The following is a 24,160-nucleotide window of genomic DNA, read 5'->3' as shown; positions in this document are numbered from 1 at the left end:
AACTTTTCGAATCAAAGAGATGGTCACTCTGTATCTTCCGTATAAATAAAATTTTTTTTTGCCTTATCCATTAGGACTTTAAACTGTTGTAAATGTTTTTCAGTAGTTGAGGATGAGTGTAAAACAAACTCCGAAACACACAATGCAAATAAAAGCCTGCGTATATCCCAAATTGTTTCCTGAAAGATATCCACTCGTTTTTTGGTCTCTTGGTTTATTTTAACTTCAAGTTTTAAATTTTCAGAGCTTATCGCGATCGGGGTACAATTTTTGATTACCTCGTTACGTAATTTTTCAACAAAAAGAAAAGTATTAATTTTTTGTTCCCGACATTTGACTATTTCTTGCATCATATCGTTAAAAAAATTGTATACCATTAATTGATGAAATAAATAAAGTTTTTGAGAGTAACGATAAGCTTGAAATAAAAAATAATCACCAACTAAAACAATAAAGATACCAATTAATGTGCAAATACCACGATTTAGTACCATTTCAAATGGTCCTTGAGGAGAATTTGCTTCAGTGGTTTGTGCTAAGAGTAAAAAGACTACTAAAGTGATAAAAAAAACACTAATGTCGTAGCGTCTGGTATTTAATGAAGAAACCGCAAGTCCTATGATACTGATAATAAATACGACAGGAATTAATCGATAATTCAACTGCATTAGATAAATTAGGGGAATTAAAATCGTTAAGGCTGCAAAAGTACCTCCAATGCGATGAATTGCCCGTCTGATAATAAAGCCAGGTTCAATTCCTGCGCTGATGACGATGACTGTCAGTAAAACCCACCATTTATGAGGGATTGTTGTAAATAAATAAATCCACATGGCAACCATAAACATGATTGCCAATTGCGTAAATCGTGCATAATCAAGCTTTTTTTTCAGTTTTGCCGCAGAGAGCATAATTTATTCCAATGGATAAACGCTTGCTGTAAACAACGTACAATATGATGCTGTAATTTTGTTTGAGGTTCTATAGGAAGTGATGGGGTTCCGCAGGGCGTATAGGTCCCCATGTTTTTTCTCAGCTTAAATAGATTATTCTTTACACCGTTCCAAAACACCTCATTTTTTGTCTCATAATATAAATTGTCTAATGCATGTTGAATATTTCTGATGTTTATTGAAACACGATAACTTTGCATTAAATATTTCTTGGGGAGCATTCGTCGGTAATTTCGCACCATTCCCAAATGGAGAATTTCTTCCCCTATAGGACTTTTTTGATCCTGATTGAACGCCGTTTCAATATCTTTTTCAAGGTATTGAATGAATTTTTGCAAACCTTTGTTCCATACGATCAAATACATATTAGGGAAACATCTCAAACTAATCAGTGCAAATGTCATTGATAATAACGTTGATGAAATCAAACCGTATGCAACCTCAAGATTAGCAGGGGGTTCAGTACTTAAAACAACTGCTCCTGTCGCGATAAGTAGCATAGTTAAATTTTTTAAAGCATAAAAATATTTTAAAACGTAAAAATAGGTTACTGCTAACACAAATACTGAAAAAAAGAAAAAAACACCACGAAAGGGGTAAACAAGATAATAGGAAACACTGATGAAAATGACGGCAACAGTGATAAAAATTAGTAAACCTTCTTTTTCTTTAAATGTGGAGAGAACGGGTGCCTCATAAAGAGCGACCAAAAAAAAGGGTGAGATAAAAGCAAGGAAACTGACGGGTTGAAATAACCAATAAACATAAACCTCTACAGTAGCAACAAAGAGACACTTATAAAGGGTAATCCGTTGTAATGCATAGGGATCGACTTCATCAAGCCATTGCTTAAACTTTGATATAGACATAAGCACTTGTTCCTAGGCGTAGCGGGTAATAAGGATCAGGATCGGTGATGCGAATAATCACAGGGAGTCTTTGGGGTAATAAGATCCATTGATTTTCATTGATGACGTTTTGTAACTGAGTACGATTATCTACCAATTGTCGATTTGCCGCCCAATAATCTGACTCAATCACCCCATGAAACATTTTTCTTCCCAGATACATTCGGGGAAATATCCATACCTCAGCGCCTTTATGGACATGGCCTAGATCCGTTTCATTAAAATTTGCTTGAATGAAAATATTATCCATATCAACTAAGGAAAATAGAGGCTGATTGATGTTCACGGGGGTTCCAACACTAAAAAATAAATTTTGAATAATTCCATTTGTTTGTGCATAAACTTCGGTTTGTTCCAAATTCACCTGAGCGTTTTTTAATCGTGCCTCCAAGGATTTAATTTCATTTTCTTGTGCTTTTATTTGATGCTGATCAATTTCCAATTGTTTTAATGCGGCGTCCCATTTATCTTTAGCTGCCTTCGTTTCTTGTTGTGAATTTTGTAAGGTGATGAGTGAAACAGATTTCAATAAATAACCTTTGTTATATTTTTGGTCGTCTTGCTTGAATTTAATGTAATTCTTTTGCTCATTCTCACTAAGTTTTAGATCGCGTTCGTAAGTCGTTTTTACGGCTTCTAATTTGGCCTCTGCACTAGCTAAATCAGCTTGAAGTTGTTCCACTGCATAGATATAGGGTTTTTGAAATACAGTAAAAAGCTTTTGACCTTTTCTGACTACATCGCCATTATGCACATAAAGATTCGTAATATAGCCATTAGTAAGTGCTGCAACTGGGCGTACATTATTGACGACAAATGCATTATCCGTAAAAGGAAATAAAAAAGAAAAAATATAAATAATGGTGGTTAGAATACCAATAAAAATGATGACATTCGCTATGGTGCTCCAACGTTTCAGTCGGACAAATCCATTTCTCATGCGTTCGCGATATCTGACTAAATTGATCATAAATCCAAATTACCATTAATTATATAGCCTGAAGCCTCTGGGAATCGTGGATCGAAACCCTATCCCAACTGAGCTTTTCCAGCTACAATGAATTTCAATACCCTACTTATTGCTAGCATATCCCCCTGCTAAGTCTTGATACAAAATTACCAAGGACATTGCGAGTTCCAACTTAACTTGATTTGTTGAGAGGGCCAGGTTATCTAAATAGATTTTGCTTTGTATTAATTCTTTATAAGAAATTAATCCGGTTTTTAGCAATCCTTTTTGTAAATTGTATTTACGTCGGTAATCCTCTTCAGCATGTATATAAGCCATAAATTTTTCATTCATTCGTTTATTGGCAGAAAAATCGGTATCCACTTCTTTTAAAATACGTCGGACTGTTTTATTAAATTCAGCAATTTTTGTATTGTAGGCCCCTTTACGAGCTGCAATTTTTCCTAAAGAACTGGGTCTAAGTGTCCAATTGACGTAGGCATCGGTTGTTTCAGCAAAATTACTGCTGGGCAAATCTACTTCGCCTAGAAAGGCATCTAACTGCAAGCCGGGAAAGAAATCACTATAGGCAACATTAATGGCTGCTCGCGAGGCATTTAACGCATATTGCGCCATTTTCAAATCTGGACGATTATTTAATACCGTAGCGGGTAAGCTGCCCGGCTTAAAATGGGAAAAGTCTATTTTGGCAAAATTATTTTTATTTTTTATTCTACCGGGATTTTCATTGAGCAAATATCGAATTGCATTCTCACTGGATACAATATTATGCAAAATAGGTTTTATTTGAGCCGCAATCAATCGCTCATCAGTTTGCAATTGAGCCAAAATAATCTCATTCTCCAAACCGATTTTGATGTCTCCGCTGCCCAATTTAATTAAGGTTTTTAAGTCTCTGTCTAATTGTTTTAATAATCTTAATTGTTCTACTTGAGCGATTAAAGTGAAATAAGCAGACGCCACCTGGCCAATTAATGCCAAACGCATTCCTTCAATTGCTGCGACACGATATTGAACATTAAATGTGGCTTCTTTTTGTTGGGTATAAAGTTTCATAATGTTCAGAAAATAATAGGGCCAGACCCCATAAAATGCACCAGGCGCTCCAAGGGCGGGGTTGGTGGAGTAGCCTGCAAATATTTGTACGATAGGAATCCAACTGAGTTTGATTTGTCGTAATTCGCCTTGTGCTTGTTGTAAATTTCCTATGGCAATATGAATGTCCATGTTATTGTTCAAACCAGCCTCAATCAATTGATTTAATTCTACATCATGAAATTGTTGCCACCAAGCAATGTAAGGCAAATCATCAACAGGTTTATAATCCTTGGTGCTGGAAGGAAATTTTTTAGGTGGTACAGCGATTTGCTGTTCAATATTTTTATTGCAGCTTAACAACCCTACGCCTAATGACAAAAGACACAGTATTTTCTTTAACATGAATTGATCATCGTATGGAGTGGGGGTGTTTTTATCATTATTATTTATTTGCGGTTTTTATCGTGAAATATTAATACCTTATATTCCTTGAAATGATTAGTGTTAGTCAACCCATTCTAGAATTGTCTTTTATTGACAGGCAAAAAACTTTTCCTTATATTCTGTTTATCCACGCAAGTTGATGATTACATCTATTCTCGATTCCTCCCGATTTGTAATGTTTTATTCAACTTGTAGGGCGAGGGATACTTTAATTTATTTTTTTTAAGGTATCTCATATGCTAAATGACACTTCAATTTTAAGACATCGACCTATTTCAATAAATCTGGATAATTTTCCCGGTGGTGTAGCGGCGTGGGGTGCTTTACCTGCTGTTTTCGATTGCCATAGTAAGAAATTTGATCGTGGGGTCCATATTCATGCAAGAATGACTCATTCGGGTAAAAAAATAATTGATCAATCGTACCCTGAAGTTGAGCTAGTCTGGCAAGAAAAAAATGTGATAATTACCGAAGCGAGTGCCTTGAGCTACACCATGAGCTCCATTTTTGATGTGGAAACCGTAAGTTTGAATTGTACTCATTGTGGTTCGGAATTGCTTGATCAGGACTTAGCTTCGGTTCGTCCTTCTTTTGAACACTATTGTAGTTTTTGTGGAAATTCAACCTTGTCTAGTACGCGTTGTGTTGTAAATCCGCTTATTCGATTCAAAGAGATGCTTGATGATCAAGTAAAAAGACCCTCAACAATGCCCCAACGAAAAATAAATTTAGATAATACCCAATATCCAGGTGGATTTCAGATTTGGGGATCTAATCCTTCGATTATTTGGACTGCAAAACGCTTGGAAGAAAGCGCTATCCATGTTCATGCTTACAATGGTGAAAATAAGCGAGTTATTGATAATACATATAGCGAGGTTTGGGTAAATGGGATGCTTTTGGATATTGAAATGGTCCGTACATTGCAAATACAAAAAGCAATTCCTGAACTTCGACTTTATTTAACCAGCATCCATTGTCCTAGTTGTTTCCATGCTCATTTTGATAAGGAGCTACTCGCAGTAGTTCCACACCAACAACATCAATGTGAACACTGTGATGCGGTTTTTACTACATCCGAGCGTGCGATTAGTAATCCTTCGACAGCCATTTTAAACGAATTAAATAGTTCACTGGAGGATAGAAAATGCATCAATTAATAAAAACGATCTTTAAAGCGGGAGCATTAATTTTTGATGCCCAGCATCGGGTATTGGCAGTGCATAAACGAGGAAAACCACCCAATGAATATATTGTGCCAGGAGGTAAGATTGAGCCTGGAGAAACGGATGAGGAGGCATTGAGAAGGGAATTATCAGAAGAGTTAAATGTGAGTATTCGATCGATTAGGCCTTATGAAGAATTCCAAGCAAAGGCCATTTATGAAGATGCATTGTTAGTGATGCGAACTTATTTTGTCAGTATTGAAAGAACGCCTATTCCAGGAAATGAGATAGATTATTTGGTATGGTTAGATGCTCATTTCAAGACGAGCGGATATCAATTTGCTTCAATTTTGGGGCAACAGATATTACCGCGGTTGTTTGCCGAGGGTCATCTTGGTACATTAAGGCACTGATTCATCCCAAGTTGAATCCTTTAAATGATCATCCATTGCTTTACCCGGAGCACATTCTTTTGAGAAATAACCATCATTGCGTGCAAGGTAAAAATTTTTATAATAATCAAGAGCATTTTGTTTCGCAATATTGGCGGGTACTCCCAGCAGTTTGGCAGTGCGATAATTTCGTTGTACTGCTTCACATTCAGTTTTTGCTTCATTATATTCTCCGCGCGCGTGCATGCTTTCATGAGTTAAAATATTCAAACTGATCAGTTCATCTAGTGTTGCACGTTGAGGATGCTTTACATAACTCATCAATAAGGAGCATTTGGGGTATTGGATGACAATGTATCCGGTTTTAGGATCAGCATGGCCGTACACTCTAGGTTGTTCATCAAAAAGTGTATCAAATAAGGTATTACAATGAACTTTTGCAGGACGCCCTTCAGTGAGTTGGTTGGCTACATGAGTTAAAAAACGCTCGAAACGCCAGTGGTGAAATGGAGGCCATGCAAACAACAAAGCCAGGCTCAACGATACGATAAGATAACCTCGAGATATAGGTAAGCGACCCGTGAGCTCTCGGAAAACAAGCCAGAAAAAAAATAAAGAAATTAGGGCCCAGAGCATGATGATCCTTATTGTTTACGCTGGACTAAGACCTCTTTTTTTAATACATTTTTCATAGCCTTATAACCATTTTTTTTATGTTGCTCTATAGTTTCCCTTGAAAAATCAGAATCCCATGCACAGGGATCTTCTCTGCCTACTTCTCGTATAATCCTCGTAATGGATTGTATCCCTGGATCACCCATTGTTTGAATATAAGTGGGGAAGTGTCGAATCTCTTCTGCTAGACTAGGTTCACAATAGCTTAAAATTTGCTCAATTAATTTTTTGTAATTATTGATAAGATCAGTAGTATGTATGTCCTTCCTTATTTTTTCTGAGAATAAAATCTCATCTTTTCTTGAAAGAACCTCAATCATATTTTTTGGAAGCGACCGATTTCGTGAATAGAGTTCTACAATATAGATTTTTTTGTTGGATTGACCACAGACCTCAAGTGTTGAATCAATAGGGGTATTAGTTATGATGCCACCATCCCAGTAATGTTTATTATTAATGGTTGTCCATGGAAATCCAGGGGGTAAGCTTCCACTGGCTAAAATATGATCCGGGGTAATGTCATCTGTATAACTATCAAAAGTTTCAAATTCAGATGTTTCAACGTTAACCGCCATTACCAATAATCGAACCGGGCTGTCTTTTAACTTGTCAAAATCAATGTACTTGCGTAAAAGATCCTTAACGTACGAGGTCTCGTAAAAACTTGTCCAGTGAATGGGTAATTGATCCACGCTAAAAATCGGCATAGACCATCTTGGGAGGAAAAAGTTGGGTGCTCCCCAAATTATTGTATGCCAGGAAGCGAGAAAACGTCGTATTTGTTCATCAGAAACATTGAACATATCCTGAGCGAGATCATTCCAAAAACCTTCTAAGGCTTCAGTAGCATGTTTGGGATTTCCGGCGATAATTGCAGAATTAAAGGCACCAATAGAAATCCCAGAAACAATATCTGGGTAAATTCCATGTTCTTCCATTGCTTTAACCACTCCGCACTCAAAAGCACCAAGAGCGCCACCACCTTGTAGGGTAAGAACTGTTTGAATTGCAATTTCTTCCAGGGGGTAGTTAATATCAAATAACTTTTTCTTATGAGACTCTATATTAACTCGATTGATGATCAGGGATTCGGCCGCTTTAATTTCTTCGATTGGACGTCCGGAAAAAAAAGCCCCTTGTAATAATCCATCTTTTAGATAAAACAAGGCACAGTTTCTTTCTTTAATTGAGCCTCTTACTATGCGCTCCGTAGCATCAGCTGTATCACCAATTATCTCAATGTAATTATCAAATGCGTGGAGATAAAAATAAGAAGCGCTGTTATAGCTTTTTCTCATTCCCATCATATTTAATGCTGCAATTTTTCCTTGCTTGATTGCATTATCAACCCCTCCGTTTCGGTGATATCTTCTAAATACAGGATCAAAAAAATTAGCAACATCACCGGCAGCGTAAATTCCTTCTTTATTGGTTTGCAGGTATTGATTCACAACAATGCCATCATCGATCTGAATTCCACTGTCTTGAAGAAACTCAATAGAAGGAAAATATTGGTCGGTAATAAGTACAAAGTCACATGCTAAATTTTTTCCGGTATTGGTCTCTATTGACTGAACTTTGTTCTTGCCATTAAATTGTTTTATTGTTTCATGAAGAAGTACTTCGACACCATTGCTAGTTATAAAAGCAGCTACTTCCGCAGAGGAACTTACATTAAATAAATGAAACTCTTCTGCGATAATCGTGACTTTTACATTGTTTTTAACCAACAAAGATGCGATCTCGATGCCAATAAAGCTTCCTCCGACAATCACTACATTTTTTGCTTGTTCTATTTCATGAATGAGTGGCTGTGCATCCATGATCGTCTTCAAATAATAGATTTTATCGAGCTTGCTTCCTGGTAGGTCAACTATTTTAGGGGCACAGCCTGTGGCAATAAGTAAATGCTTAAAACTAAAAGTTCCAGCATGATCTGTTCTCACTGTTTTGGTTTTCGGATCAACAGACAAAGCTTTGGTATGGAGCAAGACATCAATATCATTTTTTATATAGTGGCTTTCATTGAATATAATAAATTGTTCTTTTTTTCGTTTTCCAGTCAGAAACCCTCTGGCAAGCTGAGGACGCAGATAGGGAAGGAAAGGTTCCTCCGAGATAATAGTAATGTTGCCGGTAGCGCCTTCTTTTCTTAATGTGTCGGCTGCAAATGCAGAAGAAAGGCCGCCGCCAAGAAGTAGATAGTCGACTGTTTTTGTCATTTTATTTCCTTTTACCAATGACAAGTATGCAGTTTAAAACAGCGAACACCTGCTACCTGCTCTTTTTTATAAATACACAATGAAGCTTTGAATTAAGTATTACCTTAAATTATATAACTTGGGAATATGAGGAGAGCTAATTATGAGAAAATTTTAATTTTCAATTGGTTAAGTAGAAAACTATAACACTTTTAAAAAGTAAGTTGGTGAATATATCTCTTTTAATTCTTCCAAAATGCATAGAGGAACAATTTAATCGAGATGATCGAGTGGAAGTGTGGTTGTTTCACAAATAGTTCTTAATATAAAGCTTGATTGTACACTCGTCACCCCATTGATACGTGTCAATTTATCTAATAAGAACGATTGGTATGCGTTGAGATCCGGTACGATTACTTTTAAAACGTAATCTGCAGATTGGCCGGTTATTAAATAACACTGTACTACTTCCGGTAGAAAACGAACTGCTTCCTCAAATTGACTCATGACTGCGGGTTGGTGGCTATTTAATCCAACTAACACAATCACAGATAACTTTAAACCCAATTTTTCGGGCTCAAGAAGAGCAACCTTTTTCTTAATATAACCATTATCTTCTAATAATTTGACGCGACGAAGGCAAGGAGAGGGGGATAACGCTACCATATCGGCAAGCTCTTGATTGTTAATTTGACAATTCGACTGCAGGATATCTAATATTTTTTTATCAGTACGATCCATAAATTTTTTAAAAATAACATGAATATTTTAAATATTAGCATTTTTATCCAATAAATGTTAATAATTTAAAATTAAAATCCAAATAATCGAAATAATTCCCTATATTTGCAATAAAATTTCAAAACAAATGCATTAAAATGATTTTCTAATGCATAGGTTGTAATCAAAGTGCTTCTATTAGCTGCTTGTTTTTTGAGGATTTATATGTCTACATCAAGAGTTGTTGCCTGGTTTGTCTGGCTTATTGCGTCAATATTTTATGCATATCAATATGTTCTTAGGGTTATGCCCAATATTATGATGGATGATATTACTTCGCAATTCCATATTGATGCGACAGTATTTGGGCAATTTTCTGGGGTTTATTATCTTGGCTACTCTTTAATGCATTTGCCAATCGGTATTATGCTGGATCGTTTTGGGCCGAGAAAAGTAATGACTTTATGCATTTTGCTTCCAGTTATTGGCTTGTTGCCGCTTATCTTTGCGGATCATTGGATGTATCCACTTATAGGAAGAGCGCTTATTGGTATAGGGTCCTCCGCGGCAATTTTGGGAACATTTAAAATAATACGTATGACATTTAAAGAGCAGCACTTTTCTCGAATGCTTAGTTTTTCAGTAATGATCGGGCTTATAGGTGCTGTTTATGGTGGCGGTCCTGTTAGTTATATGTGTCATGCTGTGGGTTATAAAATGGTCGTTGAAGTATTTATTGCTCTTGGCCTCGTCCTTGCTTGTGTAACTTATTTTATTGTCCCTGATGAGAAACCAACTTTTCATACATCCGTTCTTGCTAACATCAAAACAGTTTTTACCAACAAAAAAGTAATTCTTATGTGCTGTTTTGCAGGGTTTATGTTAGGCCCTCTTGAAGGTTTTTCTGATGTCTGGGGCTCTGGTTTTTTAAAACAGGTATATGGTTTGGATGCCTCAAAAGCAAACTATTTACCTTCAATGATTTTTATAGGAATGTGTTTTGGCTCCCCAGTTTTAAGTTTGATTGCCGAAAAATCAGGATATTACCTAGGTACAATCATCGCAGCAGGAATAACGATGTGTCTAATTTTTACTGCGCTTGTTACAGGTATGTTAAATGTATCCAGTATCACGATGTCTTTTATATTGGTCGGAATGTGTTGTGCTTATCAGATTCTGGCTATTTATAAGGTGTCTACCTATGTTCCAGAGCATCTTGCTGGCCTCACTACGGCAATCGCGAATATGATAATCATGATTTTTGGTTATGCGTTCCACACGATTATAGGTTTTGTAGTCAATGAAAATGGGGGTATTCGTGAAGCAGGAGCCTTTGTTTATGGAATAGGGGTTATCCCTGTGACTCTGGCAATGGGTGTTCTCGGTTTTCTATTCCTTGCGTATCGAGAAAAATATTCCCTCCCAAAGCTCTATCCTGTAGAGTCTCCGAGTTAAGCGTAAATAGAGCTTTGCTGATTAATGTGTGGGACCCTAATCCTCATCCCGTGGCAAGTCTGCGGGATTCCCTTGCTTCTCTTCGAGTTCGTATAAGATCTAGGAAACATGTTGTTTGATATGGTCTCTCAAGTAGTTGGAAAATTTATCAATATCAGCTAGTATTTTAACAGTTAATAATCTAATGTTAACCGTTCCATTTATAAGGGCCGTTAGCTCAGCTGGTAGAGCAGGAGACTCTTAATCTCTTGGTCATAGGTTCGAACCCTATACGGCCTACCAAAATCAATGTAAGAAAATGAAGATGGTTTATTTCTAAACTACTTTAGTTTCTAAGCCACCGCCCCCAATTTTTTTTAACATATGCACATACACTTTATCTGGGTTAGTATCCCCTAAGCGAGTCAGGGCTGTGTTTGAAGCGAGTCCAAGAAGAGTTTGCATGTAGGATATACTTGAATTGGCAACCAATTCATATTCATTTGCTTATAAACATAAGTCTATGGTAAAAAAAGTGATTTTTATAGAAAATTGGTTCGATAAAGATCTTCAATCAAATAAAATAATTACCGCCTATCATATCATCACTGAGATAAGTGAGTATCTGTGAAAGACGTTATCACCAAAAGAAAAATGGAACATAATCATCAAGGATACAGTGATATGCCAAGAAGAGATTTAAAATTAATCATTGTTTCATTTGTTCTATTTTTATTTCCTAGTTTTTTATTAGCACAACATGAACATCATACGAATGCACCACCCAGCATCACTTTATCAACCCCAAATATTCCCTCTAAGATAAAAAAAGACATAAGAAAAAAAGTAATTCATGGGGCTATGCTTCCCGCTGTCAATAAAGAGCGTACTATCAATTTAGTGATAGAGTATAAAATGGTGAACTATGCAGGGAAGATGAGACGCGCTATTTCTGTAAATAATCAAATTCCAGCACCGACACTTCATTTTAAGGAAGGAGAACACGTTAGGATCAACGTTTACAACAAATTAGATCAGGGATCATCAATTCACTGGCATGGGCTTCTTGTACCTTGGCAAATGGATGGAGTGGAAAATATTAGTCAAAAAGCGATCCCACCCGGCGGAGTGTTCCATTACCGCTTCACACTTCATCAAGCAGGGACCTACTGGTATCATGCCCATGCAGATGTGCAAGAACAAGAAGGACTTTATGGGGCGTTTCTCATTGCTCCAAAAACACCGGTTCCTTATTCTTATACTAGGGATTATGTGGTTGTTTTATCGGATTGGAGCAATTATCCCGCCAACCAAATTTTTGCTAATTTAAAGAAGGATGGGGATTATTTTTCACCAAACCTTCCCCTGCAGCCTTCCTTAGCTAAATTTATTCACGATTATCGTAGAGCTAATGTTAAGGAGCGCAAAGCCCTTATGAATGACTATAAAATGATGCAGCAAATGCGTATGAGCATTTATGACATCAGCGATGTAGCCTATGACGCGTTTTTATTGAATGGTCACCCTAAAACCAATCCCTGGAAGGCGCTGGTTAAGGTGGGCGATGTTGTTCGTCTTCGATTTATTGGTGCTGGTGCCAGTACCATTTTTCGGGTGAAAATTCATGATACAACAATGAAAATGATGCATGTGCAAGGCAATGATGTTAAGCCTTTTACGCTGAAAAGTTTTGATATTGCTCCTGGAGAAACATATGATGTTCTGGTCGCGATTAAAAAAAATACGCCTCATATTATTTATGCTGAATCTATTGATACTGTAGGAGCAGCGGTTGGCGCTTTAGTCACATCATTTAACCAAGCCATAGATTATAAAGCAATACCTCCTTTTCCCGAACCTGAGCCCACTACACGCCAAATGATGGCTAATATGATGATGTCAGGGATGAATCATGATTCGATGTCATCGCATGCCAGGATGAAGCATGGGCAAACAGAATCTAAGATGCAGGGAATGGAAAAAAATAGGATGCCGATGGACCATTCAATGAATATGTCATCTATGGATATGTCATCTATGGATATGTCATCTATGGGGCATCCGCTGAGGAACTTCTCTGACATTGATAAGACCTCAATGGGTATGGAAGGGGAGATGGCCATGGATAAACCCATGAGTATGCCTTTAGAGTCAACCATTATTGGAGATGCCATAACTCCTATAGATAAAAAAACATCTTCTAAGACACTAGGAACCAAATATCAAGATTTAAAAGCTGCTGTAAAAACCAATAACCCAAACCGAAGCGTGGATGGGGTTATTCGGATGGAATTATTTGGGTATATGGACCGTTTTATATGGTTTATTAATGGATTGCCTGAATACAGAGCCAAACCCATTTTAATTGAACCTGGGAAGCGTTATCGAATTATTTTTACCAATAATTCTATGATGCGCCATCCCATGCACATTCATGGTCACTGGTTTATACTGCGTAATGGCCATGGGGCTTATGACCCTTTATTACATACCATTAATGTTCCACCCGGCGCTACTGCGGTAGCAGACTTCGACACCGATGCGAGTGGTCAGTGGTTTTTTCATTGCCATCATCTCTATCATATGATGGCCGGAATGGCACGAGCTTTTCAATATGAAACGATTTTAGAAGTAGCAAAAGGACTTAAAAAGCCCGAATACGAAATTGCAAAGACTGGTTATTATAATAGACCGATTGTTAGAGTCGATGAACTCGTTCCAATAAACAAGTCTTTAATTTCTCATCCTGCAGGTCATCATGCACGATTTTATTTTGCTAGTTCACTTGATATTGGCGAAGATCCTTTCAATAATGTCCAACGGTTGACCTATCTTGGCTTATATGGGCCCGATTATAATAAGTTAGAGTTATTTGCCAATGATGCGGAACTTAGTGAAGGAGAGGTGGAAAATGCAGATATAGACATTTTTTACTGGCATCAAATCAGTCAATTTTGGGCAATAAAAGGCGGGGCAAATTATTTTAATCGACCGGCTGTTTCACCTTATTGGCAACCAGGTATTGGTGTAGAAGGGATTATGCCTTATTTTATTGCGACCAATCTACGTAACTATTACTACAAGGGAAGTGCTAAATTCGATTTGGAATTATCTAGAGATACACAAATAACGAATAATTTCTTTTTGCGTTTAGGTGTCCGTAGTATTCTAGCCACTAAAACGGTAGATGGAGCAGTTGGAAGCGGATTAAATCAAATGCGCTATGTGATCAGACCTTATTATCGCTTAACCCCAGGTTTAAATCTTACCGTTGAATTTGAGCGTGAGCAAGCCTATGGTTCTTATAAAACGATTCTTAACAGTTTAGGGCAGGAGGCCAGTGAAAATACGCTTACTTTTGGTTTATCCATGTTATTTTAATAGAGTTAGAACATATATGCCAATTGTATGTTTGGCATTACGTGGTTAATTTTTACCCTGAAAACACTAGGTTGAATGATTTCTCAACTTCGCTAAATTATCAATATCCTAGGCTATCCTAAGGACAGAAGGTGGTCTCCTCTATCGTTCATTTCTTCATTATTTAGCTTTTGATTTTCCAACTCTTTGTTTCTCTTTTGCATCAATAGTTCATGATATGCTTTTTTTCGCCTTTGAACGATTAAATCAATGCGCTTTTGTTTGGCCTCTGAAAAAAAATTGAGCATAGTTTGGATTTTTATATTTATTTTTTCGTCTGGATCATTACAAGATTCTTTATATAAAGTTTCCCGTACAGTTGAACTGGTGTACCATTGACCCTGATAAAAAGAATACTTTTTATTATTCTCGGAAGGACTAAAAAGAGTGCCAGTATAATAACTAATATTTGCGTCAAATAAGAGTAAATTTTTGTGAAATTGTTTTGCTATAGCTTTCTGATTGCCTTGATTGTTGCAAAAATAAAGCTTTATATCATTAACTTTAGAATGTACATAGACAAAATCACAATTAAAACGATCTGCTATTTTATCAATACTCAAGTAGGATGTTTGGTTGCTAATAGGATAAGTGCTGGCCAAATGAAAATTCTCTAATAAATAATCAACCCCATGTGCAAGTATATAAATGGTGAGCTGCTCCTGCTTTATGGATTTATAATTGATTGGATTGCCATGTTGTAAGATGAGTATTTTTTGATCTTTAAGTGTTTTTTGCCAATGGATTGCGTTGGAAACGAGATCATTATGTTCATGGAATGGGATATATAGAATTATCATTTTTTTATACAGAGCGTCTAAGAAAAGGTGATTGTACCAGTTTGAGAATAAATTGTTCACATCGATTTAATTGTTCCAGTTCCACGAATTCATTAGCACGATGTGCTTGTTCAATACTACCGGGGCCACAAACAATCGTGGGTATTTTTGCTTGTTGAAATAATCCTGCTTCTGTAGCATAAGCGACTTTTAATTGTTCTTCGGTCTTACAAATGGCCTGGGCAACACGCACAACAGGTTCCGATAAGGGTGTATCCAGTCCTGGTGCTTTAGCGAGTGTTTCTAGACTCAGATGTGCGCTCACTTGATCTTTATGTAGAGCAGGAATTAGTTGGGCATTTAGGTAATTCATGATTTGTTGATATAGTTGTTCTGGGTTATCTGCCACTAAGTTTCTAATTTCAAAAACAAATTCACACAGGCTGGGAATTGTATTATAAGCATTTCCACCCTGAATGAGGTTGGTGGAAATTGTAGTGTAGGGTACATCGTAAGTGGTATCATGATGTCCTTGAGTTTTGAACTGATCCGCCATATGGCGAAGATAAGTAATGAATGATGCAGCATGTTCTATCGCATTACATCCCTGAGGGGTGAGTGAAGAGTGGGCCGCCACTCCGTGAATTTGGCAGCGATAGCATTGTATGCCTTTATGCCCGATCACCGGTTGCATTGAGGTTGGTTCACCTACGATACATGCTTTGGGTTTATAATTTAAATGAGTCATTTTCTCAATAAGGCTTGGCGCGCCAAGACAACCAATTTCTTCATCGTAAGAAAAAGCGAAGTGTATGGGAAAATCGAGATTAAGCGCCCTCAACTGTGGAATGAGAGTCATAACTACAGCAATGAATCCTTTCATATCACACGCTCCCCTACCATATATTTTCTCGTTTTTGAGCGTTGCTTGAAATGGGTGGCTATCCCATGATTGTCCATCCACGGGTACTACGTCGGTATGGCCAGACAAAATAAGACCCCCATCGAGGTGACCATGCCGATCAGGGAGGGTTGCAAGTAAATTTGCTTTAAGACCTTTATTGTCATGAATTAAAATGGGATTAATATGATAATCATTTAATGCATTAGCTAGCGTTTCTATTAGGGATAAATTGGAATTGCGTGAGGTCGTATCAAAAGCGATAAGTTTTGTTAGCCAATCCAGAGTATTCATAATATTCCCGTATCGAAGTAAGCAATTGTCATTCAAGCATATTTAAGCATTATAATCCTTCTCAAGGGGTAAAACATCTAAAAATCCGCGCTCAAATTTTTCTTAGATTTTAGGGATAATTCGCTATAAATATATGCGAAATAGATGTTCATCGTGAAATTCTGCATGAATTGTCTACAATCAGGAGAGTAGGGCTTTAACCTGCAAGGTAGCCATCCATTTTTGACTGGCATAAGGATATGAGCAATGAAAAGAATGATCGCAGTTCAGGTGAATCAATCTGGAGAATGGGAAACTGTTGAAAAAAACTTAGTAAAGCCGGAAGCAAATCAAGTACGTATTAAAGTTGAAGCATGTGGGGTATGCCATTCAGATCTATTTGTGAAAGAAAATTTATGGCCGGATCTTCAATTACCTAGAATTCCAGGGCATGAAATAGCTGGGATAATCGACGAAATTGGGCCGAATTGCACCAAATGGAAACCAGGCCAAAGGGTTGGCGTCGGTTGGGCTGGAGCACGTTGTGGACAATGTCTCCCTTGTCGACATGGTGATTTTATTCTCTGTGAACATCATCAGATTACCGGATTACATTATGATGGTGGCTATGCACAATATATGATAGCTCCTGTGGAAGCCCTGGCATCGATTCCCGATGAGCTTTCTTTTGCTGAAGCGGCACCATTAATGTGTGCAGGGATAACAACATTTAATGCACTGCGACATAGCGTTGCTCGTGCGGGTGATTTAGTGGCAATACAAGGAGTAGGGGGCCTTGGGCACCTAGCAATTCAATTTGCTAATAAAATAGGATTTAAAACAGTTGCTCTTTCTTCAGGTGCTGACAAAGAAACACTTGCTAAAAAGTTAGGTGCTCATATTTATTTAAATTCTGATGAGCAAGATGTCGTTCTCGAGTTACAAAAATTAGGCGGTGCTCGAGTTATTCTGGCTACTGCTCCTAGTGGAAAATCAATTACTCCTTTAATTAATGCTTTAGGAAATAAAGGAGAGCTTATTATTGTGGGAGCCTCTAATGATCCAATTGAAGTTATTTCAACTCAGCTTATTGGTAATAATCGATCGATTAAAGGCTGGCCATCTGGTAGTGCAATAGATATAGAAGAAACATTACAGTTTTGTGCATTGACCGGAATTCGTCCCATGATTCAAACATATTCACTTGCACAAGCGGAAAAAGCTTTTAACGATATGATGTCCAATAAAGCTCGATTCCGCTCCGTCATCGTAATGCAATGATATTAAGTGAATTTATTGTCCTATACTTAATCAGGATCATTTAAGTTCATTTCAAGGAGTGAAATTATTATGAAAAAATTATTCTTATTTATTTTTTCTTTAACGATGATCAACGTGGTTTCCCATGCTAGTAAAATTGTAATTACCGGTACTCCTATTTTTTTGGAAAAACAAGGTGATGTTTACTATGTACCTAATGATTATAAATCGACTAAATCATATTATTATGTCAATTTAAATGGAGCACGGCAGGTATGCTATATGGACAAGCAACCTGAATTATCTGCCTTGAATCATACGACACTTGAAGTAAATTACATCGGCTCAACGTTGAGTTGGATTTGTTACCCATTGGATACTAATTATTTTGAAACTCGATAAAAATCTTATAGCGCTACGAAATGTTACGCACTGTTTAAGCTCTAAATTTCTTACCTATTGTTCCACGATTTGTCTGCGGGAGCATTATATTGGAGGATTATAGATCCCTGGACAATCTGCGCGATAGGGAAGAAGATGCGGGCTTCAGCCAGGCTAGAATCAAAGAGCCTCGACCCACTTATTTTCCTTCTTTTGAAGTGACTAAATTGAGTCCATTAACTACTTCCTGAAGCATTTTTAAATGAATCGGTTTGGTTAATACTTTCTTCATTTCTGCACACGCGGGATTATTTCCTGTTTCACCGGAAGTAGTTAATCCAATAATTGGTAAAGGAGTTTTTTTATCACGTTGTTCCCTATCCCGAACACACTGAACTAGATTTCTACCTGAAATACCGGATATCCCTATATCCGTTATTATTAAGTCAAAGTTGTTCGTTTCTAACAACTCTAAAGCATGTTCGCCATCGATTGCCGAATAAAATGGATATCCTGCTTGTTCAACAACATTTTCAATCATGTGTAGGGAGATGATGTTATCTTCTACGAGAAGAATAAGCGGGGTATCCGATGCAGATTGATTCTGCGGTGATTTTGTTTCGTTATAGGTGAGGTTATTGATCTCGTTATATCCAATTTTCATTGTGAGGTTAAAATAAAAAGAAGAGCCTTTTCCTACTTCGCTTTCTAAATGGATCTCTCCGCCGAGTAGGCTTAAGTATTTTTGGGCAACATGAAGCCCCACACCATAACCACCGTGCTGACTTTTATAAGAAGGCATAGCTCGAAAGAAGCGGTCAAAGATTTTATCCTTTAATTCATGGGGGATACCAATTCCGGTATCGATTACACTGAATCGCAGCTGGGCATAACTATTTTCATGAGTAAGTGTCTCAACTTTAATGGTAACAATCCCTGCATCAGTGAACCTAATTGCATTTCCTACTAAATTTAATAAAACTCGATGTAATTTTGTTCCATCAGTAATAAAACTATTTGGTGCTGTATCATCAATTTCGATATTCAGCTGAATTTTTTTCATTTCCAGACTGGGTTGCACAAGATATGCGATATCGTTAATGCTTTTGCGTAGTTCAAATAATTCTTCGTGGACGTCACTTTCCCTGAGATTATCAGCCGCAACAACTTCCATTACACCATTTAATAAGTCTAATAATTGTTCTCCACTTTCGTGGATCCAACGCGCATATTGTTTTCTTTCAGGATCCTCTGCTTTCTCTTCTAAAAGCCGTGACATCCCAACAATACCGCTTAATGGGGTATGGATATCATGACTCATGTTTTCAATAAATTCAGTTTTCGCCTGATTTGCAACCTCAGCGTTTTCCTTGGCACGACGCAGGGCAACTTCCATTTTTTTGCGTTCCGTGATGTCCAGAGAAATACCCAAAACCCCCACAGTCTCATTCTTTTGGTTCCGTAAAGGAACTTTTTGGGAATAATAAATGCCCATTCCATTTGCCATAATTGCATATTCTTCTGCGGTGTGAGGTATGCCCGTTTCCATAACTAAGGTGTTGACTTTATTCAATTCTTCCGCCTGATCTCTCCATGGCATATCATAATTGGTTTTTCCAACAATTTCTTTCCTGGATTGTAAACGAGCGCTTTTGGCCTGGAGATCATTACAACCTAAAAAAACATTATTTTTATCAAGCCAATAAACATGTCCAGGCATTAATGCAATTATATTTTCATAATAATCGTGAACCGCTTGTAATTCATTTTTGAATTTCAGTTTTTCATCTTCGAGAGAACGAGTTAACTTCTGAATTTCTTCGTCTTTTTGATTAATAATTTTGTACAATTCTTTTATTTTTTCTGAATCCATTATCCACCATATAAAATGACTTAATAATCAAAATAGCTGCATTATTAAGTAAAATATTGCTGAGCGACAGTATATTAAATGGACTCACTCTTAAAGAGTATAGTAATCTCCAAATAATCTGGCTCTTATAAGTAATTAGTGAGGATATTATAAACTATTTATAAAAAAATTGGTTATTTTTTTTTCAAAATGCATTATACTATGTCTATAATTTTTTGATTGATCAGTAAAAAACTTTGATTATAAAAATAAAAAAAATTAATTTAAGTACGTAACATCATGATTTAAATTATTTAAAGTAATAGAGTGAAGTACTAGCGTACAGAAGTGTGAGAAATAACGCTAAGGAAATATTTAGATGCCAAAAATTAAAGGTCCAAAACACGGCAAAATTATTACCGCAAGTTTTGATTCAAAAGATAACAGTAAAAGTCGTTTTCCTTCATTAAAGACTACAAAAGATTTAATCCTTTTAAGCATTAAAGGAAACGAGTATTGTACGGGTGAATATTTAAAAGCCATTGTGCAACAAGCTGTTGCTGTGCACCAAACGGGTGTTAATTATACAGGTACTCAAGGTAAAGCAACATTTTTGATAGCTGATGAAATTTATTGGCATAATATGGAGGGATCCCCATTCGGCGAGGATGAACATACTCTTAAAAAGAAAGCCATAGAGTTGGGTGAGCAATATTTAAAAAGTAATCTTAGTGCTTTTTTAGAACCTTTAGGGCTGACTCCAGAAAGTTTTAATAATAATTATCCTTGTTCTACAATGGATGAAAAAATTCAAATTATCAATAAGCTAGCAGCGGAGCAAGGCAAAAATTTTGAAATAATGCGTTGGCGTACTTGGATTGCACAAAATAATTTTGAGAAAGTATTAGAAGAAATAATGCCTCTTTATAGCACTGTAGAAGGGCTCAAAATAACCATTGACAAAACAAGTGCCGATTTTGTGAGTCGTCATTCCCAAGAAGGGAATGACCCCAAAACATCCCTTCTCCGTTCTCAACATTACCTTACTGAAGAAAGTCCTTCTATTATGTTGTTAGGGGCTAGCTTAGGTTATAATTTTGTTATATATCCAGGTAGTATCTTACCTCCGTTTGAAGCAACTCGAGAATACTTTGTGGTTCAAAATCATGTGGCTCGCATTGAAAAAGGTGAGAATATTAAAAAGGAATGTACTCATAATAAATTTTGCCTTCATGTTGAGGATCCTTCTCGTTATGTCAACTGGTTAGAAGTTAACTTTAAAAGAAGCGAGGAAAAAAAATCTGAAATGCAAGTAAGACCTAATAAGAACATTACTTTTTTCGCTCCTAAAACAACACCTACAGCAATAACCTTTAACGGGCTAAAGGATACGGAAACAAAAGACGAACAGGGTATGGAACTTGTACCTCAAAAAGATGTGTCCGACATAATACAGGGAATTTATCTGGCTTTTCAGAAAGAATACCTTGCTAAGAAAAAATCAAATTCAAACCAATCTTCACCTGAGTTGACTCAAATATTTGAGGGTATAACCCAAGGAGTTTTAGCAGCTGATATGCCTATGGTAGATAAGATTGGTTTGTTAACATCTATTGTAGATACCTACGTTAATCGTAATACTTCAGAATATCCCGTTGCGAAACATCTCCCTGTAATGTAACTAAAGACCCCTATAATAGGGGCCTTTAAGGTAATAAGTATCAATTATTTCAACATATCGGGAGTGAATGGCTGACCATTTATAATCATCTTTTGATTTTCTAGTTTAAAGGTCAATACATAATCGTTTCCCTCAATCTTTAAAACACCTTTGTTAACAAGATCTTGGAGTATTTTTTCTGCCTTATTTGCTGCTTCATTGTCAGGATTAGACAAGATTTGTGTTGGGTTTGTTGAGCCAGATGACGTTACTTGGGTCTCAGGATTGGCTTGGGAATTGTTGGTGAGATCACTTTTAATTGATGCGGTCATCAGTGCTTTTACTGTAGTTCTAGGTGCCTTAAAATAACCCTCACCTTGCATCTTTTGCATTACTTGAGCTAGGTCATTACCATCACTTTTAGGTACGGATAATTTAAAATTACCTATAATTTTCCCATCTGGTAAACTCAAGGACATCTCAGAAAGTTCTAATACGGCCCCTTTGGCAACGAGTTTAGGTAATTCCGTTGCGAATGCTAGTGAAACCAGATTAGGGTCGCTATTCTTCTGAATTATATTAAATTCTTGTTGATTAATTTTCGCTACAATGTCTGGATCCAGATTCCTAAAATTCAAGTGTAAAATGCCTGGCCCATAATTCTGATTATTAGTAAATAATTTTTGCAACGACAGTCTAAGGTCGACGTTCAGTACATCATTACTTGTGTAAGAGCTTGCTGAGAAATCAAATCCATTAAGCTCAAAGTTTTTTGCACCAGCTAGATTCACTGCAATAGCAGGAATGTTAAAACGTGTTTGGCCAAGCCATAACCATTCTTGGTGTCTTTTAAATTTATAATCATAAGTGATTTCGCTAATCTTAAAAACAACATTACTTTGATTGTTCGCAGGATTACTGGCTTTCCCGTTCAATCCTAATAGTCTTAAGTTTCCATCGATATGATCAAGATTAGAAGAAACGCACATCAAAGAGGTTAAACCTTGCCAGTCGAACTGAAAATCTCCCTCATTTTGTCCAATCTTACCTTGTAGGGAAAAAGAAGGAAGCGTATATCTGAACACTGTTTTATTCAGGTAATTTATAAAAGCTTCATAATGAGTTTCAGGTTGCGTTGTAATGAGACCTAATCCAAAACGTATGCCATTAGGTGTTGTTAAAAAAGGTCCATGTTTGATGAGGATAGGTATATCCATATTTAAATCAACCGGCGGCTCTGTTTTAGTAGCCCCATCTTTATCAGTTGTACTTTGAGCTGGGATATACATCTTAAGTGTTAATACCGCTTGAGAAGAAAACCAGCCACGATGGTATTTATTAAGGTGGACACTAAATGCGGAGGTTTTAGGCATTGAGTTTATATTTTTACTTAGAGTGCTTTTGATTGCGAAACCAATGAAATAGTAAGCTATGAGGATAAGCACCACCAAAGATAGGATAAATACAGGCCATTTTTTCATAAGTACCCAAATTAAAAATCCCTTTGTTAATAGTATGTAGACTAAAAATTTTATTTTGTAAATTAAATAGATATTGGTTAGAACTAAGTTTCAGTAAAAGTTTTTTAAGGAATAACACTTCCAGTAAAGACCAGAATGCTCTGGCCTTTAAGATTGTTTAGTGATTAAAATTTAAAAAACTGCCGAGCGCCTCTGGAGTTGATTTAGGAATTGGTGCAAAAAATGAATGATACATAGTTTTACGCATATAATTCTGATAACCCATGGATTCGGAGATGTTTTCTTGAAAATCTTTCAAATTCCTAAGTTTTAATTGATAACCCTCTTCCACCATATTCCTAAAATGGACATCATCCATGCTGGAATATAATCCCCCTAATTCTGCCCAGACTTTTTTAGTAACTTCTTCTTTTATTGTTTGCCAAATAGGTAATAAATTGTTTTCAAGGAGTAAAAATAATTTCATTAGCTCCCTGTATTCATGTGCTGTCTGGGGGTTAGCTAAGGGCTCTAAATGGTTCATTGCTACATGTTCAATAATTTTATCCCTCCGTGTAGAGATGGCAAAGCTTAATGCTTTTTCAAGTGGAACAAAGTCATCAAGACTCGATTCATAAACAAGAACCTCACCTGTTTCAAATTCATAGAACCAACCATGAAGAGTGAGTTCTTTATTTTTTAATTTTTCGGCAATTAATGGATAGGATTGTAAATGTTCCATCTGAGTCAGAATGTTTAGCTTAGTAGCCTGGAGTACTTTTAAATTGAAATCTTCCGAATGAAAATCATTAGAAGCATTCATTTGTTTTAAGACAGAATGTGAATGAGAAAGCCAGGAGGCGACTTCCGGTAAACGCTCATTGAGACCGGGGGTTAATAAACCCTTCATTGCCCCGCAGTGTGAATGACCACAAATAATAATATCCGTTATACTATGAAGCTCACTTAAAGCAAACATGAGGCCGGCAGCTTCACTCGATGGAACATGGGGAGGGGGAATAATATTGCCTACATTACGAATGACAAATAAATCACCGGGTTTTGCTTGCGTTAAAAGATTGGGTAATAAACGTGAATCAGAACAAGTGATGAATAAAATCTCAGGGCTTTGACCTACGCTCAATTGTTTGAAAATGCCTTCCATTTGTTTAAAAGATCCATCTTGGAACTGACGGACCCCCAGCATCAATTTAATTAACATAGGTGCTCCTTTTTTAAGTAGAAAACAGGTTGTTATATGCGAAATAAGAAT

20 protein-coding genes and 1 tRNA gene are annotated in these 24,160 nt (G+C 36.7%); 8 read left to right on the top strand and 13 right to left on the bottom strand.

The window, feature by feature from the left end; all coding sequences use genetic code 11:
• Positions 1-23 precede the first annotated feature (23 nt).
• The 4 genes from HBNCFIEN_RS11275 to HBNCFIEN_RS11260 form a co-directional block, all read right to left on the bottom strand.
• Positions 24-911 (bottom strand): FUSC family protein, encoded by an 888-nt coding sequence (locus tag HBNCFIEN_RS11275; RefSeq protein WP_182391180.1) that lies wholly within the window; start codon positions 909-911, stop codon positions 24-26.
• The gene (locus HBNCFIEN_RS11270) at positions 890-1,822 is read right to left on the bottom strand and encodes a hypothetical protein (RefSeq protein ID WP_182391179.1); all 933 of its coding nucleotides are present in this window, start codon (positions 1,820-1,822) and stop codon (positions 890-892) included. The genes HBNCFIEN_RS11275 and HBNCFIEN_RS11270 overlap by 22 nt, the downstream gene beginning before the upstream one ends.
• Positions 1,803-2,831, bottom strand: coding sequence for an HlyD family secretion protein (locus HBNCFIEN_RS11265; protein WP_182391178.1), 1,029 nt, complete (start codon positions 2,829-2,831; stop codon positions 1,803-1,805). The genes HBNCFIEN_RS11270 and HBNCFIEN_RS11265 overlap by 20 nt, the downstream gene beginning before the upstream one ends.
• 102 nt (positions 2,832-2,933) lie before the next feature.
• Positions 2,934-4,271, bottom strand: a complete 1,338-nt coding sequence (locus HBNCFIEN_RS11260) for a TolC family protein (RefSeq protein ID WP_182391177.1) — start codon at positions 4,269-4,271, stop codon at positions 2,934-2,936.
• Positions 4,272-4,549: 278 nt separating this feature from the next.
• Between HBNCFIEN_RS11260 and HBNCFIEN_RS11255 the strand changes: the two genes are divergently transcribed.
• Positions 4,550-5,473: a hypothetical protein gene (locus HBNCFIEN_RS11255; RefSeq protein WP_182391176.1), complete on the top strand. Its 924-nt coding sequence runs from the start codon at positions 4,550-4,552 to the stop codon at positions 5,471-5,473.
• Positions 5,461-5,892 carry an NUDIX domain-containing protein gene (locus HBNCFIEN_RS11250; RefSeq protein WP_182391175.1) on the top strand — a complete coding sequence of 144 codons (432 nt, stop codon included), beginning with the start codon at positions 5,461-5,463 and terminating at the stop codon, positions 5,890-5,892. Before HBNCFIEN_RS11255 ends, HBNCFIEN_RS11250 begins: the two co-directional genes overlap by 13 nt.
• On the opposite strand, the gene HBNCFIEN_RS11245 is transcribed toward HBNCFIEN_RS11250, so the two are convergent.
• The 3 genes from HBNCFIEN_RS11245 to HBNCFIEN_RS11235 form a co-directional block, all read right to left on the bottom strand.
• Positions 5,881-6,507: a hypothetical protein gene (locus HBNCFIEN_RS11245; RefSeq protein WP_182391174.1), complete on the bottom strand. Its 627-nt coding sequence runs from the start codon at positions 6,505-6,507 to the stop codon at positions 5,881-5,883. The two genes, HBNCFIEN_RS11250 and HBNCFIEN_RS11245, sit on opposite strands and share 12 nt — an antisense overlap.
• A gap of 8 nt (positions 6,508-6,515) precedes the next feature.
• Complete coding sequence (locus tag HBNCFIEN_RS11240) at positions 6,516-8,768, bottom strand: FAD-dependent oxidoreductase (RefSeq protein WP_182391173.1); 2,253 nt, start codon at positions 8,766-8,768, stop codon at positions 6,516-6,518.
• A gap of 252 nt (positions 8,769-9,020) precedes the next feature.
• Positions 9,021-9,488 carry an Lrp/AsnC family transcriptional regulator gene (locus HBNCFIEN_RS11235; RefSeq protein WP_182391172.1) on the bottom strand — a complete coding sequence of 156 codons (468 nt, stop codon included), beginning with the start codon at positions 9,486-9,488 and terminating at the stop codon, positions 9,021-9,023.
• 204 nt (positions 9,489-9,692) lie between these two features.
• Here HBNCFIEN_RS11235 and HBNCFIEN_RS11230 point away from each other — a divergent pair, with 204 nt between their 5' ends.
• Together HBNCFIEN_RS11230 and HBNCFIEN_RS11225 are read left to right on the top strand one after the other, a co-directional pair.
• On the top strand, positions 9,693-10,922 hold the full coding sequence (locus HBNCFIEN_RS11230) for an MFS transporter (protein WP_182391171.1): 1,230 nt from the start codon (positions 9,693-9,695) through the stop codon (positions 10,920-10,922).
• A gap of 206 nt (positions 10,923-11,128) precedes the next feature.
• Positions 11,129-11,204, top strand: a tRNA-Lys gene (locus HBNCFIEN_RS11225).
• Positions 11,205-11,237: 33 nt separating this feature from the next.
• Here the strand turns inward: HBNCFIEN_RS11225 and HBNCFIEN_RS17730 are convergent.
• Positions 11,238-11,366 (bottom strand): hypothetical protein, encoded by a 129-nt coding sequence (locus HBNCFIEN_RS17730; RefSeq protein WP_255464197.1) that lies wholly within the window; start codon positions 11,364-11,366, stop codon positions 11,238-11,240.
• A gap of 219 nt (positions 11,367-11,585) precedes the next feature.
• Between HBNCFIEN_RS17730 and HBNCFIEN_RS11220 the strand changes: the two genes are divergently transcribed.
• Positions 11,586-14,282 carry a multicopper oxidase domain-containing protein gene (locus HBNCFIEN_RS11220; protein ID WP_182393686.1) on the top strand — a complete coding sequence of 899 codons (2,697 nt, stop codon included), beginning with the start codon at positions 11,586-11,588 and terminating at the stop codon, positions 14,280-14,282.
• Between the two features lie 113 nt (positions 14,283-14,395).
• Here the strand turns inward: HBNCFIEN_RS11220 and HBNCFIEN_RS11215 are convergent, their stop codons facing one another.
• Together HBNCFIEN_RS11215 and argE are read right to left on the bottom strand one after the other, a co-directional pair.
• A complete protein-coding gene (locus tag HBNCFIEN_RS11215; RefSeq protein WP_182391170.1) occupies positions 14,396-15,121 on the bottom strand; it encodes a hypothetical protein in 726 nt (241 codons plus the stop codon).
• A 4-nt stretch (positions 15,122-15,125) separates the two neighbouring features.
• Positions 15,126-16,295, bottom strand: a complete 1,170-nt coding sequence (gene argE, locus HBNCFIEN_RS11210) for an acetylornithine deacetylase (protein WP_182391169.1) — start codon at positions 16,293-16,295, stop codon at positions 15,126-15,128.
• Positions 16,296-16,541: 246 nt separating this feature from the next.
• On the opposite strand from argE, the gene HBNCFIEN_RS11205 reads away from it, so the two are divergent.
• Both HBNCFIEN_RS11205 and HBNCFIEN_RS11200 read left to right on the top strand, forming a co-directional pair.
• Positions 16,542-17,555 (top strand): alcohol dehydrogenase, encoded by a 1,014-nt coding sequence (locus HBNCFIEN_RS11205; RefSeq protein WP_182391168.1) that lies wholly within the window; start codon positions 16,542-16,544, stop codon positions 17,553-17,555.
• Between the two features lie 69 nt (positions 17,556-17,624).
• Entirely contained in the window at positions 17,625-17,936 is a 312-nt protein-coding gene (locus HBNCFIEN_RS11200; protein ID WP_182391167.1) for a hypothetical protein, read from the top strand.
• Between the two features lie 178 nt (positions 17,937-18,114).
• Here the strand turns inward: HBNCFIEN_RS11200 and HBNCFIEN_RS11195 are convergent, their stop codons facing one another.
• Positions 18,115-19,788, bottom strand: coding sequence for an ATP-binding protein (locus tag HBNCFIEN_RS11195; RefSeq protein WP_182391166.1), 1,674 nt, complete (start codon positions 19,786-19,788; stop codon positions 18,115-18,117).
• Between the two features lie 358 nt (positions 19,789-20,146).
• On the opposite strand from HBNCFIEN_RS11195, the gene HBNCFIEN_RS11190 reads away from it, so the two are divergent.
• The gene (locus HBNCFIEN_RS11190; RefSeq protein ID WP_182391165.1) at positions 20,147-21,448 is read left to right on the top strand and encodes a hypothetical protein; all 1,302 of its coding nucleotides are present in this window, start codon (positions 20,147-20,149) and stop codon (positions 21,446-21,448) included.
• A 44-nt stretch (positions 21,449-21,492) separates the two neighbouring features.
• Here HBNCFIEN_RS11190 and HBNCFIEN_RS11185 read toward each other — a convergent pair whose 3' ends face one another.
• Both HBNCFIEN_RS11185 and HBNCFIEN_RS11180 read right to left on the bottom strand, forming a co-directional pair.
• The gene (locus tag HBNCFIEN_RS11185; RefSeq protein WP_182391164.1) at positions 21,493-22,908 is read right to left on the bottom strand and encodes a YdgA family protein; all 1,416 of its coding nucleotides are present in this window, start codon (positions 22,906-22,908) and stop codon (positions 21,493-21,495) included.
• 157 nt (positions 22,909-23,065) lie between these two features.
• The gene (locus HBNCFIEN_RS11180; RefSeq protein WP_182391163.1) at positions 23,066-24,109 is read right to left on the bottom strand and encodes a carbonic anhydrase; all 1,044 of its coding nucleotides are present in this window, start codon (positions 24,107-24,109) and stop codon (positions 23,066-23,068) included.
• Positions 24,110-24,160 lie beyond the last annotated feature (51 nt).

The organism is Legionella sp. PC997, from assembly GCF_014109825.1.
Classification (GTDB): domain Bacteria; phylum Pseudomonadota; class Gammaproteobacteria; order Legionellales; family Legionellaceae; genus Legionella.
Note: the sequence above shows the minus strand (reverse complement) of the source record. Positions and strands in the feature narration are given on the sequence as shown.

Bases quoted from the DNA above. Each gene is read 5' to 3' on its own strand.
- HBNCFIEN_RS11275 (WP_182391180.1), bottom strand. From the start codon at position 911: ATGCTCTCTGCGGCAAAACTGAAAAAAAAGCTTGATTATGCACGATTT.
- HBNCFIEN_RS11270 (WP_182391179.1), bottom strand. From the start codon at position 1,822: ATGTCTATATCAAAGTTTAAGCAATGGCTTGATGAAGTCGATCCCTAT.
- HBNCFIEN_RS11265 (WP_182391178.1), bottom strand. From the start codon at position 2,831: ATGATCAATTTAGTCAGATATCGCGAACGCATGAGAAATGGATTTGTC.
- HBNCFIEN_RS11260 (WP_182391177.1), bottom strand. From the start codon at position 4,271: ATGTTAAAGAAAATACTGTGTCTTTTGTCATTAGGCGTAGGGTTGTTA.
- HBNCFIEN_RS11255 (WP_182391176.1), top strand. From the start codon at position 4,550: ATGCTAAATGACACTTCAATTTTAAGACATCGACCTATTTCAATAAAT.
- HBNCFIEN_RS11250 (WP_182391175.1), top strand. From the start codon at position 5,461: ATGCATCAATTAATAAAAACGATCTTTAAAGCGGGAGCATTAATTTTT.
- HBNCFIEN_RS11245 (WP_182391174.1), bottom strand. From the start codon at position 6,507: ATGCTCTGGGCCCTAATTTCTTTATTTTTTTTCTGGCTTGTTTTCCGA.
- HBNCFIEN_RS11240 (WP_182391173.1), bottom strand. From the start codon at position 8,768: ATGACAAAAACAGTCGACTATCTACTTCTTGGCGGCGGCCTTTCTTCT.
- HBNCFIEN_RS11235 (WP_182391172.1), bottom strand. From the start codon at position 9,488: ATGGATCGTACTGATAAAAAAATATTAGATATCCTGCAGTCGAATTGT.
- HBNCFIEN_RS11230 (WP_182391171.1), top strand. From the start codon at position 9,693: ATGTCTACATCAAGAGTTGTTGCCTGGTTTGTCTGGCTTATTGCGTCA.
- HBNCFIEN_RS17730 (WP_255464197.1), bottom strand. From the start codon at position 11,366: ATGCAAACTCTTCTTGGACTCGCTTCAAACACAGCCCTGACTCGCTTA.
- HBNCFIEN_RS11220 (WP_182393686.1), top strand. From the start codon at position 11,586: ATGCCAAGAAGAGATTTAAAATTAATCATTGTTTCATTTGTTCTATTT.
- HBNCFIEN_RS11215 (WP_182391170.1), bottom strand. From the start codon at position 15,121: ATGATAATTCTATATATCCCATTCCATGAACATAATGATCTCGTTTCC.
- argE (WP_182391169.1), bottom strand. From the start codon at position 16,295: ATGAATACTCTGGATTGGCTAACAAAACTTATCGCTTTTGATACGACC.
- HBNCFIEN_RS11205 (WP_182391168.1), top strand. From the start codon at position 16,542: ATGAAAAGAATGATCGCAGTTCAGGTGAATCAATCTGGAGAATGGGAA.
- HBNCFIEN_RS11200 (WP_182391167.1), top strand. From the start codon at position 17,625: ATGAAAAAATTATTCTTATTTATTTTTTCTTTAACGATGATCAACGTG.
- HBNCFIEN_RS11195 (WP_182391166.1), bottom strand. From the start codon at position 19,788: ATGGATTCAGAAAAAATAAAAGAATTGTACAAAATTATTAATCAAAAA.
- HBNCFIEN_RS11190 (WP_182391165.1), top strand. From the start codon at position 20,147: ATGCCAAAAATTAAAGGTCCAAAACACGGCAAAATTATTACCGCAAGT.
- HBNCFIEN_RS11185 (WP_182391164.1), bottom strand. From the start codon at position 22,908: ATGAAAAAATGGCCTGTATTTATCCTATCTTTGGTGGTGCTTATCCTC.
- HBNCFIEN_RS11180 (WP_182391163.1), bottom strand. From the start codon at position 24,109: ATGTTAATTAAATTGATGCTGGGGGTCCGTCAGTTCCAAGATGGATCT.